Here is a 15,392-nt window from a genome sequence, read left to right as displayed (position 1 = left end):
AGGGCTTTAATTCGTATGAAGAGAGGGTTTTAGTGTTTGAATGGCAGCGTTGTACGCATAAAAACGCCACTTTCTTATTAAGAAAGTGGCGTTTTTTTAGAGACAACTAAGTTTAGGATCGACTAATCGTTTTTAACATAAACTCTTTCAGGGCGACCAACTCGACCGTGTTCATTTTCAACAGCCAAAAAGCCACTTGCCGAACAGTATTCAAGGTAGCGTCTTGCGGTGGTTTTACTAATGCCAACTTCTGAGCCTAAGCTCTCTGCAGTAAATTTAAAACCACAATTCTGGCTAAAGACTTGCTTGATCTTGTCCAGCGTTAACTCACCAATTCCTTTTGGTAATCGACTCGATTCTTTGTCTCTAGCTTGAATATTAAAAAGATCATCAACATGACGTTGGCTAATATTATCAAACGCTTTAATTGCACAGTTGTACTTTAAGTATCGGTTCAGCGTTTCTTGCAATCGATCATAAGAGATTGGCTTTAAAAGGTAGTCAAAACAACCACACTGAAGCGCATCTTTAACGGTGTCCATCTCACTTGAGGCCGTTACCAGTATAAAGTCTGGTTTGTAATTCCCTTTCTCCGCAATCACGTCTCGGAAAAGATCTATTCCTAGGCCGTCTGGCAGGTAGTTATCTAAAATAATCAGTTTTGGTTTGTGGATACGGATCATGGTTTTTGCCATGGCGACGCTTGAAGCGATACCAATGGGGTTAAACCTTACCGTTTGACGAAAAAATTGTGCATGCAGTTCAGCAATCCCTACTTCATCCTCAATAATTAATACATCGATCATATTCATTCTTCATTCACCTTATTCGGAATAAATATCGAAAATATGGTTCCCTTCGGTTCTGCATCGTCGACTAATATAACTCCTCCAGCATTTGTTACGTACCTGTTAATTAGGTACAGACCTATTCCATGGCCTTCATTATCATTTTTACTGGTAACCCCTCGACTAAATATCGTACTGGCTATATCAGCTGAAATTCCGCAACCGTTATCACCAACTTCAATAACTAAGTCATTACCTGCATCGGTAATTAACACTGTAACAATCTTGTTACTTTCAGGGTTTTTTAGAGTTGCCTCGAATGCATTATCAATCAAATTTCCAATAATGGCAGACAATTCGTTTGGATCTATTTTCTCACTTAATTGATATAATTGACAGGTAGGATCAAACTGTAAATCTAGACCAAGTTCGCAAGATCGAGAATATTTACCAAGTAAAATCCCCGCAATCTGCTTTAATTTAATTCTAGAGCTTACAAAATCAATTAATTGCTGTTTTCTAATACTTTCACTATTGATCAATTCTAATGCTGCTTGATTCTCACCTATTTCAATTAAACCACTTATTGTCGATAGTTTATTAGCATGCTCATGACGCATAACTCGTAAGTTATCGGTGTATTGTTTAATTTGTGTTAATTCTGCTGTTAATGAGTTGATATCATTCTTGTGCCTAAAGCTGACAACCCAACCAATTAAATCTTCTTTATCAAATATTGCAACACGATTTGCTATAACTGTTTGGTTATTAATTGAGACAATTTCATCTTTTATGTTTTTATCGAAAGGGGTTTGGAAAAAAAACTGTGAGTTGCTAACGAGGTTAGTAATCGACCGAGAGGTAACGCCTTGAACATTGCCATTCGCACCTAGGATATCTAGTGCACTACGGTTTGTCGTGAGAATCGTCCCTTCTTTATCTATGGCGATAACACCCTCATAAACGGAAGACAAAATGGATTTTTGCAAATAGAGCGCCATAGCAATTTCAGAAGGCTCCATACCGTTCATTTTTTTCTTAATATGGCTTGAAAAGAACCACGCTCCCACGATAGTAAGAAAGAACATCAATATGAATTCGTACACGACAGGTTCAAAATAAAATTCAACCCACTGTTCAAATCGATCAAATAAATAACCAACTGAAATAACGCCGATTATTTCACCATCGAAATCAACAATTGGGGCTTTTCCACGAACACCATAACCAAGGCTTCCTTCCTTTAGCGAAATATATGCTTCGCCGCGTTCTAAAACGCCCGCATTATCACCCCCCTGCATCGGAAATCCAATTTGACTTTTTACTGGATGAGATAACCGTATGCCATTCGAATCACCAATGACAATAAAGCTAGCATCAGAGATCTTATGCAGTCTATCTATTACTCGCTCTATCGCTGGGACATTTTTAATTCTTACTTCTTGAATTAACTCGGGATCACTGGCAATTTCTTTTGCTTGAATTAAGGCACGCGTTCCAACTTGGTGCTCTAAAGTATCGAGAAGACCTTTGTGGAAATTTATACTTACAAAGATCAGTTGCACCATCATTAATGCAAAAATTAATATAAAGACTCGATTTCTAAATGATAAACCGCTTTTTACTCTTGCTATTAATTGCATAGAGGTAGTGCTCATACACAAAGGCTCCCTTTATTAATTCTATATTCATCCAAAATATTGAATTATTATTCTGACAAGAATATCAATAGAAAGGAAGGCACTGATGCCTCCCTTTTAATAGTTTGCTTAACCACCGATCACATACTTGATCATTACACCGGCAGCTACTGCCGAGCCAATAACACCAGCGACGTTTGGACCCATTGCGTGCATCAGTAGAAAGTTCTGTGCATTCGCTTCTAGGCCCACTTTGTTGGTCACTCGTGCAGCCATCGGTACAGCAGAAACACCAGCAGAGCCGATCAGCGGATTGACCTTCTCTTTGCAGACTTTATTCATTAGTTTAGCCATGATCAAGCCAGTCGCTGTACCCACGCAGAAAGCCACGATACCTAATGCTAGAATTCCAAGTGTTTGTGGTTGTAAAAACTTATCAGCCATAAGCTTGGAACCAACAGATAGACCAAGGAAAATAGTCACAATGTTGATTAAGCCGTTTTGAGCTGTTTCATTTAAACGTTCAACCACACCACACTCACGCATCAGGTTACCAAAACAGAACATACCCAGTAGTGGTGTTGCTGAAGGGAGTAACATAGCAATCAGTATAAGCAGCATTAACGGGAAGCAGACTTTTTCAACTTTGCTCACTGTGCGAAGCTGAGTCATTGTGATCTTACGTTCCGCTTCTGTTGTTAACGCTCTCATAATAGGCGGCTGGATCATTGGAACCAAAGCCATGTAAGAATAAGCTGCAACAGCGATTGCGCCTAAAAGTTCAGGAGCAAGCATGCTAGAAACGTAGATAGCCGTTGGGCCATCAGCGCCACCAATAATGCCAATTGCCGCAGCTTGTGCCACGCTAAAATCCATTAACCCTAGCTGGCTAAGACCCAATGCACCTAACACGGTGGCAAAGATGCCGAACTGCGCAGCTGCACCTAATAGTAATGTTTTAGGGTTAGCGAGTAGAGGACCAAAATCGGTCATCGCACCCACCCCCATAAATATCACTAGTGGACCAACACCAGACGCAATGACTACGTTGTAGAAGGTATACAACATTCCATCACTGTATTTGAACTGTTCAGCCAATAGCTGTAAGCCCATCTTTTGCTGAGGTGTGGCAGAATCTAACGCGTACTTAATGACATCCGGTGACGCATCTGCAAGTTCCAAGATACTTGCAAAACCCGCCATAACTTCAGCTTTACCTGCATAAATAGCCGCTTCCACACCACTGACTGCTAGGTTCGCTTCTGGCAAGTTTGCAAGAATGCCACCAAGGCCAATTGGTACAAGCAGTAGTGGTTCAAACTTTTTAACAATCGCAAGGTAAAGCAGGCCGAGACCGATAACGATCATTGCTGCTTGGCCCATTTGCAAATGTAGGAAACCGAAGTCTCTTACTAAGGCTAAAATACTGTCCATAATTTACCCTTATGCTAGTGCGAGTAGTGAGTCACCTACCTGCACTGAATCACCTTCAGATACCGTTAGGTTTTGAATTACGCCATCACGCGATGCACGAATTTCAGTTTCCATCTTCATCGCTTCTAGAATTAGAAGTACTTCACCTTCTTTCACCTCTTGCCCGACTTTCGTTGGAATTTTCCAAATGTTACCAGCAAGAGGGGCAGCGACTGTTTCTGCATTTCCAGAAGGAGCACTAGAGGGTGCTGAAGCAGGCGCTGCATTGGGGGATGAATTTAAGCTCGTTTGATTCTGTGAAGCCGAAGCTGCAAGAACTTCAGGATCAGCACCTTCGTTTATCTGTACGACGTAACTTTGGTTATTAACATTGATGGTATAAACCGCTTCGTCTTCTTTGTTAACTTGAGACGCTTTCGCTGAGTTAGCCACTGGATCGGCTTCAACGGGGAACGGTTCGAAAGCATCAGGGTTATTACGATTTTCTAAGAACTTCCAACCTACTTGGTCAAATAAAGCAACGGTTAGCACATCATCAATAATGTCATCAGAGAGTGAGATACCTTTCTCTTTCGCTTGCTCTTGAACATCTAATGAAAGTTTTTCAATTTCTGGTGCAATCAGATCAGCAGGTCTGCATGTAATGGCTTCACTTCCGTCCAACACTTTTGCTTGTAGTTCACTATCTACAGGCGCAGGCGTTTGACCATATTCACCTTTTAGAACACCTGCCGTTTCTTTAGTAACCGTTTTATAACGTTCACCCATCATGACGTTGATGACAGCTTGTGTACCTACAATTTGAGATGTCGGCGTTACCAATGGAATAAGGCCAAGGTCTTCACGTACACGTGGGATCTCTTCTAATACTTGGTCCATCTTATCGAGAGCGTTTTGCTGCTTTAATTGTGCTTCCATATTCGTCAGCATGCCGCCAGGCACTTGAGCAACCAAAATGCGAGAGTCGGCGCCCTTTAGTTGGCCTTCAAACTCGTGATACTTTTTGCGCGTCTCTCTAAAATATGCCGCGATGTTTTCAAGCTTGCCAATGTTCATACCCGTTTCTCGATCTGTACCTTCAAGCGCTGCAACAATCGATTCAGTACATGGGTGACCATAGGTTCCGCTCATTGAAGAAATTGCCGTATCAACACGGTCAACACCCGCTTCAATAGCTTTTAGCAAAGTCATGTCAGCCAACCCTGCTGTAGAATGGCAATGCAGATGAAGATCTACATCAAGCTGTTTTTTAAGGGTCGATACTAATTCAAATGCTTCATACGGGGTCATGACACCCGCCATGTCTTTGATTGCAATTGAATCAACGCCACACTCTACAAGCTGCTCAGCAACGTCAATCCACGACTGCATTGTGTGAACTCGGCTGGTTGTATAACAGATCGTGCCTTGTGCATGCGCACCCTGTTTATTTACCGCTGCGATTGACTGCTTCATGTTGCGTACATCATTGAGTGCATCAAACACTCGGAATACATCCATGCCGTTAAACACAGCACGTTCTACAAATTTATCAACCACGTCATCAGCGTAGTGACGGTAACCCAGAATGTTTTGTCCTCTAAACAGCATTTGCTGCTTAGTGTTAGGCATCGCTTTTTTAAGTTCACGTAGACGGTGCCAAGGATCTTCACCAAGGAAACGAATACACGAGTCAAAAGTAGCACCACCCCACGTTTCCAGTGACCAGTAACCGATCTCATCTAATTCTGACGCGATGGGTAACATATCGTCTAGACGCAAACGAGTAGCAAAAAGTGATTGGTGAGCATCGCGCAAAACTACATCTGTGATTCCAAGCGGCTTTTTAATATTAGACATTGAAAATTCCCTATGTTCTAAAACAGTAATTAACTAAATTTTTTCTTATGATGATGAAGTACAGCTGAGATGGCGGCGACAAGAGTGTCGTTTGATGCTGTTGGTACTTGAGTACAAACCGGAGGAGCTGGCTCTGCTGGCGGTACAAAGTAGGAAGAGACTTTGGTTAGTACGCGAATAGCCCCTACCAATAGACATAAAAAGCAAAATACAAACCCCATGCCTAACGCCATGAGAGTGAAACCTTCATAAATAATTGGGTCTTGACTCATAATCATTCTTAATCCGTGTTGAATAATGTTTGTAGAGTCTACTGGTCAAGTTGATGCTACATCGTGAAGCCCATCATTCAAATTACACGGCAAAACAACTTAAATGGCGTTAATTAATTTAATTATTTGAGGTGTTTTTATTTAATTAATTAACCACAAATTACCCCAATAAAAACCATCAAAAATCCCAGTATTTAGTTAACCCCATTAACACCATTTAAAACTCAAACGTCGTTAATAACTGCTTTTGATCTCGAGTATATTTTAGGAAAAAGTAGATATGGTCCTTAGATGGACACCTGATGGATAAAGAGATTGGTATGAGAAACACAAATAATATAAATGAATATTTCAACGATATAGCTATACGAAATGAGCAGCAGAGCAATTTGTTAAGACAGTTTGGCAAACCAATAATGACGCTAACGTTAAACATCCCTAGTTCATTGGCAAAAGAAAAGTACACAGATATTATTTTTCATGACGCTTTAGATGCGATTAAAGCTAAAGTTTCTGAACTCAATTTCGATATACTCACTCGGCAAATCACCCACAGTGCACTGGGCTCTGAGGCTCTATTTGTGATGGACTCTCAATCAGCGAATGATATTAAAAAACATATGATGGAGATTGAGCGTACTCACCCTTTAGGTACACTGTTCAATCTCGACGTAATGAACCATCAAGGTAAGATGATTTCAAGAAAGTCGTGCAATATGATCCCTCGCAAGTGTCCTATTTGCTCTCAATCAGCACAATCTTGTCGTCGAAACAATCGTCATTCTCTAGAGGAAATACAGACGATGATTTTATCGCTGTCTGATAAACATGTAAGTCCTATTTGAACCAACTCGTTAAGGGCAACACGCTTTAGATAAATAGAATATTCAATGCAGATATAAAAAAACGCCAACTCAATGTTGGCGTTTTTTTATAAACTAAATGTCTAAATTTGAACCTAAGCCACAGCGCTCTGTTTCTCTTTTAATGTCATTGCTCTTCTTTTTACTTGGTAAACAGACGTTTCTAATTTGAAGAGTTGCTCTAGATGATTATAAGTGCTCTCAGGCACTAACTGAGCAATCATATCCCACTGGTTGTCGAACAGTAAATTGCGAACTAACGACGCAGAGATAGGCTCGCTAGTGCACTCTGTACGCGGTAATTCCACCAGAGAAATTGCAGGTTCATCAAGTGTTGGGGTTGATAGCCATTGCTGCATTTGCTGATTATAAAAACGTGTTACCGCACAAATAGGCTCTGTCCCGACAAAGCGATGAGTCACCCCCAAAGCCGGACCAATATAAGAACGAAATAGCTGCAAATCCACAGCAGTATGGCAATAGTTGATCACGCCTTCGTCTTTTAAGAAGTAGCTTGGAAAGGTTGCACGTGAAATGATGTAATCAGAACCTTCATGAATGATCACATTGGTCAGATCTTTGAGGCCAGCACGAATCATTGTGAGTCGATCCTTATAGGAGAAAAACGAACGGTCTTCTTTTACCACAAACAGATGAACCCAATCACACTGCTTCGCTGCATGTTCAACCAAATACCGATGACCATTAGTAAAAGGGTTTGCATTCATTACAATGCTACCAATCATGTCACCGGGCTTCTTATGCTGAGACAGGTCATAACAATAGCTCGACAAACGTGTCTTGCTATTTTCAAGCAAGATGACTCGGTCTTTAACCGAGGTAAGCTGATAAAACCCAGCGCTGTGGAACATCGCATAATTTTCAGGCTTGGTGTAAATAAACAAGTTGTAGCGACCTAAATCATAGGCTCTTGTAACGAGCTCTGTCAGCAACTTAGTTGATAATCCAGTTCCCTGATATTCAGCATCAACGGCAATCGATTTTAATGTGCTACCCGCAAGTCCACCACAGGCAATCACTTTTCCATTCGCGTAAGCAATAACAAAGAGTTCGACATCCAAATCCACTCCCAACCCCATAATGCTTAAGAAGGCTCTAACCTTTTCCATTCTTCTCGCATTGGTTTTATTGATTTGTTCAAAACTGTATGAAGTGAGCACTGACCTTTCTCTTTAGAAAATTCACGTTTAAATTATCGGATTTATTGGACGTATAAAAGTTGAGTTTAGTCATATCTCCAGTAGCACACTATGAATTTAAATGACGTAAATGATTTAATCTCGATTTTCTCTAGTTATTAACAACTTAACCCTAAATATCACAACAAATAGGCCATACAAATACTTTCAACTCAACACATACCCAAACCATATACCCAACCCATATAGAAAAACGAATGTATATAAAAAAGCCAACCCTTAAAGTGATAAGGATTGGCTCTCATTTTGACTTAATGAAATGTTAAACGATTTCTATATTAAGCAGTTTGTGGCTTTTGATCCGCTTTGCTTTTTCTGTACATTCCAAGTAGCGGAAGTCCAATCGAAAGTACAGTGATTGCAATAAGAACCTGAGACACTGTTGAGCTACCAAAGATAGCAAAGTCTTGGTTTGAGATTCTAAATGCCTGACGGAATGACTGCTCCATCGTACCACCGACGATTACCGCTAGAATCATTGGTGCTGTTGGGATGTTTGTACGTTTCATTACAACACCGGCCACACCTAGGATTACTAAGATGTAGAACTCAATCGTTGAGTTACTGATTGCGTAACAACCGATGAACGCAAGGCCTAGTACAATTGGGTAAAGAACTTTAGGCGGAATTGCCAGTACTCGAACCAACACACCAGCTAGAGGGATGTTCACAACTGCTAGAATAATGTTTGCAACAAACATACTAGCAATTAGACCCCATGCAACGTCAGCGTGTTGAACAAACAGTAGTGGACCAGGTTGAATACCCAGCATCAGTAGTGCACCCATCATTACCGCAGTTGTACCTGAACCCGGTACACCCAGTGATAACATAGGGATCATCGCACCAATAGAAGCGGCATTGTTTGCCGACTCAGGAGCAGCAAGACCTTCGATAGCACCTTGACCGAACTCATCGCTGTGTTTAGAGAGCTGCTTTTCATTGTTGTAACACATAAGCGAAGCCATCGTACCACCAGCACCAGGCAATGAACCGATGATAAAGCCAACTGGAGCACTACGTAGAATAGCCCACTTAGAACGTTTCCAGTCATCACCTTCAATCCAAATACGTTTGAATTTAGTTTGCGCTTTCTTGGTGCCTTTACTTAGAGAGCTAAAGCTTTTGAATACTTCACCCATCGCGTAGATACCGATGATAACAACTAAGAAATCAATACCAGTTTGAAGGTGTAGGTTGCCAAATGTAAAGCGTTCTGTACCTGACTGTGCATCAATACCAACGGTTGCTATGGCAAGACCAATCACCATTGATAGGAAGCCTTTAAGCATGTTGCCTTTTGACATAGATGCCGTCATAGACAGTGCCGCAACCATTAGCAAGAAATACTCAGCAGGACCAAATTTCAAAGCAAAGCCAGCAACCGGTTCAGCAAGTAGTGTCATTAGTACTGCAGCAATCGTACCACCAATCAGTGATGCTATTGCCGAGATAGCCAATGCAGACTCTGCTCGCCCTTTCATCGCCATGGGATAGCCGTCAAAAGTGGCGGCTAGTGCAGCGCCGTCCCCAGGGGTATTGATTAGAATCGAACTGCGCGAGCCACCGAACATTGCACCGATGTATACACCAGTCATAGTGATCAAAGCAGCAGTTGGGCCCATTGCAAACGTCATTGGTAGTAATACCGCAACGCCCGTTGCAGGGCCAAGACCCGGGAGCATACCAACGATAGTACCAAGTACACCGCCCACAGTTACTAGTAATAAATGGTAAGGCTGGAGAGCCACACCGAAACCATTCATTAAGTTAGCTAAAATTTCACTCATAGTTATTTCGTCCTATTCCATAAATGGTAATGGTGGAAGACTGATGCTTAGCAGCGTGCTAAAGATAAAGAATACGGTCACGGCAAACACAAGTGCGACGACTGTGCTTCTCTTCCAAACTTCTTTACCACCAGTGATAGTAAGCATCGCGAACATGAATAAGAATGTGCTGATCACATAGCCAAGCGTGTCGAATATCATCGCGTAGCCAATAGATACTATGCAGGTGTATAAAATTCTTTTACGATCGTACTTCTTAGTTTCGTCTTCATTGATAAGGTTGACGTAAGCTTGTATTGAGGCTTTCATATTGCTTCGAAGCAATAAAATGACACCTACAATTAGCGTTAAAATAGCTACGCCCGCCGGGAAATATAGTGGGTCTAAAGGATTGCCAAACGCAGCCCTTGGCATAGCGTAAGTCATGCCCCCATAGATAAGGCCAAATGCAATGCTGAATAAACCGGTAAATGCATCCCAATTTGGTCGGATTTTTTGCTGTTCCATATAATATCCTTTCTCTAATAATGATTAAGGCTAACGAGGACTCGAATATATTTGAGAGCGCCAATCATCAGGCGCTCTATTATTAATAAACGAATGATGAATTACTTATTAAAGATTTCAGCTAGGATTTCTTTATAATCTTCATTGGTTGTAGCCAAGAACTTAGTGAATTCAGCACCATTTTGGTATGCATCATCCCAACCGTTACGCTCACGCGCTTCAGCCCACTCTGGTGTTTCAACCATTTTTTCTAACGTTTCAGTCCAATATTCAACCGCGTAAGCTGGCATATCTTTTGGAGCGAACAGACCACGCCAGTTTTCAAATGTTTCGTCGATACCTTGCTCTTTTACCGTTGGAATTTCAGCAACTGCGCCTTTACCAACACGCTTGTCAGCAGTATGTGCAAGAGCGGATAAATGACCACTTTCTACTAACTGAGCAACGTCGCCAAGACCGGTTGAAATGAGGTCAACGTGTCCACCCAATACTTGAGCCACAGCACCACCGTCTTGAAAGGATATGTAATCGATTTGATTAAGATTCGGGACACCCGCGGCTTTTGCAATCATAAGAAACTGAATGTGGTCCATACTGCCGGCTGCAGATGTTCCGCCAACCTTAACACTCTTAGGATCTTTGCTTAGTGCTTCCATTACTTGGTTAATAGACGTGTATTGCGAATCTTTAGACACAACGAATGCGCCATAATCCGTAATTAAACGAGCCAATGGCGTTGTATCTTGGTAGCTGTATTTACTTGCACCGGTAAGGTTTGTTAGCAGAATTGGTGGTGAGTAAACAGAGATTAATTTGTCGCTACCTTGCTGTGTTTGCATATAGGCAAGGTTAACCGCACCACCGCCACCAGGACGGTTTGTGATTGGCATATTTGCTTTTACTAGACCAGTGTCTTTTAGTGTTTTAGCAACAGTACGAATAGTTAAATCCCAACCACCGCCAGCACCAGACGGTGCAACAAACGATAATGTTTTTGGCGGGTAATCTTTCGCAAATGCAGCACCTGCTGGAATAGCTGCGACAGACATCATTGCGGCTCCGATCATTACACTTTTAAGTTTCATGTTCATTTTATTACCTATTATTGTTATTTCCCTGAATTCAATTATTTGCTGTTGTTAATAATATTCAGCGTCAAATTGATGAAGTAATTATTCCCTGAATAGGTAATAGGGAATGTGATTCAAAACTCTATAAATTAGTTGTTTAAAGGCGGATATGGCGTTAATGATTTTTAATGAAATTGATAACTAATTGATAAATAAAAAGGAGAGCATAGAGCTCTCCTTTCTAGGAAAAAAACCTATATAGGTTCACAAGAACAATCATTTAAATTGACTTGCTTATATATTAAGTAACTTTTCTTTTCATTATATGAAACATTGTTATCCCATTCGTAGAAAACAAAAAACCGAGCTTCAGCCCGGTTTTCATTTTTAGATACATCTATTGAAATAGATATGACAATATTGATTATCTACAACAAGCGCTTACGAATTTGCACGACTATCGCTTCCGCAATAATGACAACAGCGAAGATGCTGATTAGCACCATAGACACCTTTTGCCATTCAAAGAGGTTTTGAGCATCGTTAAGCACGACACCAATGCCTCCAGCCCCTACTAACCCCAATACTGCAGACTCCCGTACATTGATATCCCAACGAAACAGTACTATTGAATAAAAAGCGGGCATTACCTGAGGCCAATAGCCTTTCATTAATATACTAGCCTTAGGAGCACCCGTGGCTTTAATAGCTTCGATTGTGCCCATATTAACTTCAACTAATGCTTCCGAAAGTAGTTTGCCAACGAAACCAATACTTCGTACTGCGATCGCCATGATCCCAGCCAAAACACCCGGTCCAAAAAGAGCAATAAATAACAGTGCCCAAACCAGTGAGTTGATTGAACGGGTGGATACGAGTACCACCTGAGCTAACCAGTTTATGGTTTTATTGGGGGTAATATTTGGGGCATTCAATAACGCCAAAGGAACCGCTAGTACCAATGTAAATAAGGTCCCTAACGTCGCGATATGTAAGGTTTCAATCAGAGCCGCATGCACCGTTGTCGGATAGAAGCCATAATCCACTGGCGTCATGCGTTTAAACATATCCACGAACTGCTCTGGTGCGTCATAAAGAAACTCAGGAATAACCTCTACGGTTTGCCAAGACCAAATCAACGCTGCGGCAATCGCAAAGTACACGGAAAATCGGGATAGCTTTTCCGACAGAGTAAACCTCTGCCACTCTCTATCTATACTCGCAGTTGTCATTAGAAGATCCTCCTGACCAGATTAGAAAGAAACTCACCGACCAAAATGACGGCAATAATAGTAATAAGAATGGCGGATACAAAATCATAATCAAAACGCTGGAAAGCAGAGAATAGCGTTCCTCCTAACCCACCTGCGCCAACTATGCCAACCATGGTTGAGTTACGAAGGTTAGAGTCTAATTGGTAGCTAGAAAAACCAATAAATCGAGTGAAAACTTGAGGCATCACCGCGTACAAAATCACACTCATGTAGCTCGCACCCGTGGCTTTAATGGCTTCAACCGGTTTAAACGAGACTTCTTCTATCGCTTCTGCAAACAATTTTGCGATGAAACCGATAGAGGCAATAATCAACGTTAATATGCCCGCTAATGCACCAAACCCCACCGCTTTAACAAAAATGATGGCGATAATGACAGGGTGGAACGATCGGCACAGTGCGATAAACAAACGAACGGGTGTGCTCACAACCGCTGGCATCATATTTCTGGCAGCTAGTAGCCCTAGTACCAAAGAGATCATAATGCCGAAAAAGCTTGAAATAATGGCGATTTGTAAACTTTCTAACAAGCCCCCAATTAAAAGACTAGTACGGGAGAAATCCGGCGGGAACATGCGACTTAATAAGCGCTCACTTTCACCGAAACCAATTAAAACCCTATCGACTGTTAACCCTAGCGTGCTAAAGCTGTAGACCAAGTAAACAGCAATTCCTATCCAAATAGCCTTATTCACTAGCGAAGGTTTAAAAGGGTTCTCTTTGTCGATGGTGTTACTTTTATCTATCGAAGCAGCTTGCCTTAATCCATCCATGACTCACCCCCATAAATGACTTTCAGATCTTCTTCAGTGATGTCACTCGGCGCACCATCAAAATGTATTTTTCCGTTACACATGCCAATGATGCGTTTGGCAAATCGCTGCGCCAGCTTCACATCATGAATATTAACTAGTACGGGCATGTCATTTCGTTCTGAGAACACCTCCATTAACTCCATGATCTCCACAGCCGTTTTTGGATCGAGTGATGAGGTGGGTTCGTCTGCCAGTAATATATAAGGGTTTTGCATTACAGCTCTTGCAATACCAACACGTTGTCTTTGACCGCCCGACAGGCTGTCTGCTCTTTGGTTTGCAAACTCACTCAAACCTACAAACTCTAATAACTCAAACGCTTGCTTTAAATCTTCTGCACTGTAGTTTCGGCGCCAAGCATCCCAAGAACTCATATAACCTAAGCGCCCACTTAATACATTCTCCAGTACGGTTAAGCGTTCAACTAAATTATATTCCTGAAAGACCATGCCAATATGGCGTCTCAGCTTACGCAATTCTTTACCTTTGACTTTGGTCAGATCTGCCCCATCAAACATAATTTCGCCGTCAATAGGATCATTGAGCCTATTGATGCACTTCAATAGTGTACTTTTCCCTGTCCCAGACGGGCCTATAATTGCGACAATACCTGGTTCACTAATATCAATATCAATACCTTTGAGTACAGGTTTCCCTACTATATATTCGTGATGTAGGTTATTGATTTGAATTGCATTAGAACTCATCACCGTCATTGTTTTAATCCTTTATTTTTTAATTTTGGCAAGCCAGTGCCCTACCGGTTAAGGCACACATTTAAAAGGAACTGGCTTGGTTTAATTTAGGTTGTTCTAGTCTTAACTTTTATTAGCTTCCGCGGCGAGTGCTGCTGCTTTTTTCTTCGCGCGCTTAGCGGCATCTTTCTCAGCTAATTTTTTAAGGCCCGTTTTGGTATAAGCGGTACCCGTAGCGTGAGCGATATCTCGAATTACTTGCCACTCTTCTTTATAAGTGATTGGAGCAAAGCGGTCTGCACCTTTAAACGTCGCCGACATTTCAGGAGTAAATCGATAGGTATTAAATGCTTCTCTTATCTTCGCTACCAAATCTGGGTGTAAGTCATGTGCATAACCAAAGGCAGATGTCGGGAATCGGGGGCTTCGATAGATAATATTTAACTCTTCTTCATCAACACGATCCGCATCCGCCATTCGATCAAAGACGTCCGATGCTACGGGTGCTGCGTCATAGTCTCCGTTAAATACACCTAAAATTGATTGATCATGCTTACCCGAGTAAAGAACCTTGTAATCTTGGTCTGGAACAATTCCTTCTGAAGGGAATAGAGCACGAGGAGCTAGGTTACCAGAGTTTGATGATGCAGAAGTATGTGCAACCCTTTTGCCCTTCAGATCAGACATATCCTGAACTTGGCCATCTTTGCGAGCAATGGTGATGAGGTTATAACCTTGGAAACCATCTGCTGTACCTTTAACTGCAATTGGGACATAGCCAGCGAGGTTAACGGCGTAACCCGTAGGACCTGTCGAAAAACCAGCAACATGAAGACGACCCGAACGCATGGCTTCTACCTGAGCAGAGTTTGAGTGAACGGTATAATAAATGACTTTCTTACCTGTCACCTTCGAAAGGTGGGCCTGAAAATCAGCAAACGCATCTTTATAAACCGCAGGATCCTCTACCGGTGTATAAGTGAAAACCAGTGTACTCGGATCACGCCACTCATCTGGATTTTTGGGCGTGTCAGCAACCAAATCATTATTTTCATCACAAAACTTATCGTCTAAAACGCCATGGTTAGAACAAGTTTCTGCGTAGGAAAGCGAAGGCAATAGCAATGAGCTGGCTAGTAGAAATCCTTTGGTAACATTTTTCATTTTACTTCCTTATGTTAATTA

General features: G+C 41.6%; 14 protein-coding genes. 1 reads left to right on the top strand and 13 read right to left on the bottom strand.

Translation table 11 applies throughout. From position 1 onward, the window contains the following. Positions 1-122: 122 nt before the first annotated feature. The 5 genes from L4D20_RS01790 to L4D20_RS01770 all read right to left on the bottom strand — a co-directional run bounded on the left by L4D20_RS01790 (position 123) and on the right by L4D20_RS01770 (position 5,973). Positions 123-812 carry a response regulator gene (locus L4D20_RS01790; protein ID WP_428799849.1) on the bottom strand — a complete coding sequence of 230 codons (690 nt, stop codon included), beginning with the start codon at positions 810-812 and terminating at the stop codon, positions 123-125. Then, a complete protein-coding gene (locus tag L4D20_RS01785; RefSeq protein WP_428799848.1) occupies positions 809-2,446 on the bottom strand; it encodes an ATP-binding protein in 1,638 nt (545 codons plus the stop codon). Before L4D20_RS01785 ends, L4D20_RS01790 begins: the two co-directional genes overlap by 4 nt. A gap of 111 nt (positions 2,447-2,557) precedes the next feature. After that, the gene (locus L4D20_RS01780) at positions 2,558-3,862 is read right to left on the bottom strand and encodes a sodium ion-translocating decarboxylase subunit beta (RefSeq protein WP_428799847.1); all 1,305 of its coding nucleotides are present in this window, start codon (positions 3,860-3,862) and stop codon (positions 2,558-2,560) included. A gap of 9 nt (positions 3,863-3,871) precedes the next feature. Continuing rightward, on the bottom strand, positions 3,872-5,701 hold the full coding sequence (oadA, locus tag L4D20_RS01775; protein WP_428799846.1) for a sodium-extruding oxaloacetate decarboxylase subunit alpha: 1,830 nt from the start codon (positions 5,699-5,701) through the stop codon (positions 3,872-3,874). A gap of 29 nt (positions 5,702-5,730) precedes the next feature. After that, positions 5,731-5,973 (bottom strand): OadG family protein, encoded by a 243-nt coding sequence (locus tag L4D20_RS01770; RefSeq protein WP_428799845.1) that lies wholly within the window; start codon positions 5,971-5,973, stop codon positions 5,731-5,733. Positions 5,974-6,293: 320 nt separating this feature from the next. Here L4D20_RS01770 and citX point away from each other — a divergent pair, with 320 nt between their 5' ends. Next, positions 6,294-6,818 (top strand): citrate lyase holo-[acyl-carrier protein] synthase, encoded by a 525-nt coding sequence (gene citX, locus L4D20_RS01765; protein ID WP_428799844.1) that lies wholly within the window; start codon positions 6,294-6,296, stop codon positions 6,816-6,818. Positions 6,819-6,931: 113 nt separating this feature from the next. On the opposite strand, the gene citC is transcribed toward citX, so the two are convergent. The 8 genes from citC to phnD form a co-directional block, all read right to left on the bottom strand. Next, positions 6,932-8,017: a [citrate (pro-3S)-lyase] ligase gene (gene citC, locus L4D20_RS01760; protein WP_428799843.1), complete on the bottom strand. Its 1,086-nt coding sequence runs from the start codon at positions 8,015-8,017 to the stop codon at positions 6,932-6,934. A 317-nt stretch (positions 8,018-8,334) separates the two neighbouring features. Then, positions 8,335-9,846, bottom strand: a complete 1,512-nt coding sequence (locus tag L4D20_RS01755) for a tripartite tricarboxylate transporter permease (RefSeq protein WP_428799842.1) — start codon at positions 9,844-9,846, stop codon at positions 8,335-8,337. A gap of 12 nt (positions 9,847-9,858) precedes the next feature. Continuing rightward, complete coding sequence (locus tag L4D20_RS01750; protein ID WP_428799841.1) at positions 9,859-10,353, bottom strand: tripartite tricarboxylate transporter TctB family protein; 495 nt, start codon at positions 10,351-10,353, stop codon at positions 9,859-9,861. A 101-nt stretch (positions 10,354-10,454) separates the two neighbouring features. Continuing rightward, entirely contained in the window at positions 10,455-11,444 is a 990-nt protein-coding gene (locus L4D20_RS01745) for a tripartite tricarboxylate transporter substrate binding protein (protein ID WP_428799840.1), read from the bottom strand. A 407-nt stretch (positions 11,445-11,851) separates the two neighbouring features. Further along, positions 11,852-12,655: a phosphonate ABC transporter, permease protein PhnE gene (gene phnE / locus L4D20_RS01740; RefSeq protein ID WP_428799839.1), complete on the bottom strand. Its 804-nt coding sequence runs from the start codon at positions 12,653-12,655 to the stop codon at positions 11,852-11,854. After that, positions 12,655-13,470 (bottom strand): phosphonate ABC transporter, permease protein PhnE, encoded by an 816-nt coding sequence (phnE, locus tag L4D20_RS01735; protein WP_428799838.1) that lies wholly within the window; start codon positions 13,468-13,470, stop codon positions 12,655-12,657. Before phnE (L4D20_RS01735) ends, phnE (L4D20_RS01740) begins: the two co-directional genes overlap by 1 nt. Continuing rightward, positions 13,458-14,228 (bottom strand): phosphonate ABC transporter ATP-binding protein, encoded by a 771-nt coding sequence (phnC, locus tag L4D20_RS01730; protein WP_428799837.1) that lies wholly within the window; start codon positions 14,226-14,228, stop codon positions 13,458-13,460. The genes phnE (L4D20_RS01735) and phnC overlap by 13 nt, the downstream gene beginning before the upstream one ends. 102 nt (positions 14,229-14,330) lie before the next feature. Continuing rightward, on the bottom strand, positions 14,331-15,371 hold the full coding sequence (phnD, locus tag L4D20_RS01725) for a phosphate/phosphite/phosphonate ABC transporter substrate-binding protein (protein ID WP_428799836.1): 1,041 nt from the start codon (positions 15,369-15,371) through the stop codon (positions 14,331-14,333). Positions 15,372-15,392 lie beyond the last annotated feature (21 nt).

This window comes from Vibrio kyushuensis, assembly GCF_050337325.1.
GTDB lineage: Bacteria > Pseudomonadota > Gammaproteobacteria > Enterobacterales > Vibrionaceae > Vibrio > Vibrio kyushuensis.
The sequence above is the reverse complement of the archived record's forward strand: the minus strand, read 5'-3'. Positions and strand labels throughout refer to the sequence as shown.

Excerpts from the sequence above, each read along its gene's own strand:
- L4D20_RS01790 (WP_428799849.1), bottom strand. The coding sequence starts at position 812 with ATGAATATGATCGATGTATTAATTATTGAGGATGAAGTAGGGATTGCT.
- L4D20_RS01785 (WP_428799848.1), bottom strand. The coding sequence starts at position 2,446 with ATGAGCACTACCTCTATGCAATTAATAGCAAGAGTAAAAAGCGGTTTA.
- L4D20_RS01780 (WP_428799847.1), bottom strand. The coding sequence starts at position 3,862 with ATGGACAGTATTTTAGCCTTAGTAAGAGACTTCGGTTTCCTACATTTG.
- oadA (WP_428799846.1), bottom strand. The coding sequence starts at position 5,701 with ATGTCTAATATTAAAAAGCCGCTTGGAATCACAGATGTAGTTTTGCGC.
- L4D20_RS01770 (WP_428799845.1), bottom strand. The coding sequence starts at position 5,973 with ATGAGTCAAGACCCAATTATTTATGAAGGTTTCACTCTCATGGCGTTA.
- citX (WP_428799844.1), top strand. The coding sequence starts at position 6,294 with ATGAGAAACACAAATAATATAAATGAATATTTCAACGATATAGCTATA.
- L4D20_RS01755 (WP_428799842.1), bottom strand. The coding sequence starts at position 9,846 with ATGAGTGAAATTTTAGCTAACTTAATGAATGGTTTCGGTGTGGCTCTC.
- L4D20_RS01750 (WP_428799841.1), bottom strand. The coding sequence starts at position 10,353 with ATGGAACAGCAAAAAATCCGACCAAATTGGGATGCATTTACCGGTTTA.
- L4D20_RS01745 (WP_428799840.1), bottom strand. The coding sequence starts at position 11,444 with ATGAACATGAAACTTAAAAGTGTAATGATCGGAGCCGCAATGATGTCT.
- phnE (WP_428799839.1), bottom strand. The coding sequence starts at position 12,655 with ATGACAACTGCGAGTATAGATAGAGAGTGGCAGAGGTTTACTCTGTCG.
- phnE (WP_428799838.1), bottom strand. The coding sequence starts at position 13,470 with ATGGATGGATTAAGGCAAGCTGCTTCGATAGATAAAAGTAACACCATC.
- phnC (WP_428799837.1), bottom strand. The coding sequence starts at position 14,228 with ATGACGGTGATGAGTTCTAATGCAATTCAAATCAATAACCTACATCAC.
- phnD (WP_428799836.1), bottom strand. The coding sequence starts at position 15,371 with ATGAAAAATGTTACCAAAGGATTTCTACTAGCCAGCTCATTGCTATTG.